Source organism: Acidovorax sp. KNOB132 (assembly GCF_057541515.1).
This window is the reverse complement of sequence record NZ_BAAJYT010000466.1, coordinates 1-1,766: the sequence shown is the minus strand read 5'-3', so window position 1 is coordinate 1,766 and position 1,766 is coordinate 1. Positions and strand designations below refer to the sequence as shown.

Sequence of the window (1,766 nt, the reverse complement as noted above, 5' to 3'; positions counted from 1 at the left end):
ATGCCCAGTCGGCCGCCGCCATCGCCCAGGCACCTGCCGAACCCGCACCCGCGGGCGTCCCGGCTGCCAGCGCATCCACGCCCACGCCTACCGCCCGCCTGCCCGAGGTGACCGTCACCGGCAACCCGCTGGGCGCCGCCACCGTGATCGCGCCGGCCGCGCAGCTGTCGGGCGATGCGCTCACCCTGCGCACCCAGTCCACCCTGGGCGAGACGCTGGACGGCCTGCCGGGTGTGAGCAGCACCTACTTCGGCCCCAATGCCAGCCGCCCCATCATCCGCGGGCTGGACGGCGACCGCATCCGCATCCTGCAAAACAGCGGCGCCACGCTGGACGCCTCGGCCCTGAGCTTCGACCATGCCGTGCCCACCGAGGCGCTGGTGACCGAGCGCATCGAGGTCCTGCGCGGCCCGGCGGCGCTGCTGTACGGCGGCAGCGCCGTGGGCGGCGTGGTCAACGTGATCGACAACCGCATTCCCCGCGAGCCCATCAACGGCGTGGCCGGCAAGGCCGAGGCGGCGGCCGCCACGGGCAACGGCGAGCGCTCGGGCGGCGCGATGGTGGAGGGCGGCAACGACCGCTATGCGCTGCACGTGGACGTGTTCGACCGCGACACCGACGACGTGCGCGCCCCGGCCGACCTGGCCTGCGAAAAGCCCGGCTCGCCGGGTCTGGCGCGCCGCATCTGCAACTCCGCCAGCCACACGCGCGGCGGCGCGGTGGGCGGCACGGTTTTCTTCGACCGCGGCTACCTGGGCGCTCGGCCAGCACCTACCGCAACGACTACGGCACCGTGGCCGAGGACGACGTGACCATCGGCATGCGCTCCAACCGCTACGCGCTGGACGGCGAGTGGCGCATCGACGCGGGCCCGCTGCAGAGCATCAAGATGCAGGCCAGCCACACCGACTACGTGCACACCGAATTCGAGGGCGGCGAGGCCGGCACCACCTTCCGCAACCGGGGCAACGACCTGCGGCTGGAGGCCAGGCACGCGCCGCTGGGCGCGCTGCAGGGTGTGATCGGCCTGCAGGCCGAATCGTCGCGCTTCTCGGCGGTGGGCGAAGAGGCCTTCGCGCCCTACAGCCGCAGCCGGTCCACCGCGCTGTTCGCGCACGAGGAACTGGCCACGGGCTGGGGCAAGCTGACCTTCGGCGCCCGCACCGAGCAGGTGAGCGTGGAATCGTGCGGCAGCGCCGACACCGACCGCTTCGACACCGGCAAGCACACCTTCCACCCGCACAGCGCGGCGGTGGGCACGCTCGTGAACCTGGCGCCCGACTGGCAGCTGACCTCCAACCTGTCGTACACCCAGCGCGCCCCCAAGGACTACGAGCTGTTCGCCAACGGCCCGCACATCGCCACCGGCGCCTGGGAGACGGGCGACAGCCGCCTGGGCCTGGAGAAGGCGACCAGCATCGACGTGGGCGCCGCCTGGAAGAGCGGGCCGAACCGCTTCGCCGTCACCGCGTTCTACAGCCGGTTCTCCAACTACATTGGCCTCACGCCCACGGGCGCCAGCTTGACGGAAGACGGCGAGCGCGTGCCCGCCGGCACGGCCGATGCGCTGCCCGAGTACCGCTACCAGGGCGTGCGCGCCAAGTTTTACGGCCTGGAGGCGAGCGGCAGCGTGCGCCTGGTGGGCGAGAGCGGCCTGGCCGGCGCCACGCTGTTCGGCGACACGGCATCGACGCTCGACCTGCAGCTGCGCGGCGACCTCGTGCGCGCCACCAACGAGGACACGGGCGAGCCGCTGCCGCGCATCG

The 1,766-nt window shown here is 72.9% G+C and carries 1 pseudogene; it reads left to right on the top strand.

Features of this window, described 5'->3' with window-relative positions:
- Nucleotides 1-20: 20 nt before the first annotated feature.
- Nucleotides 21-1,766: pseudogene (locus tag AC27IO_RS23765) on the top strand (TonB-dependent receptor); the annotation flags it as partial.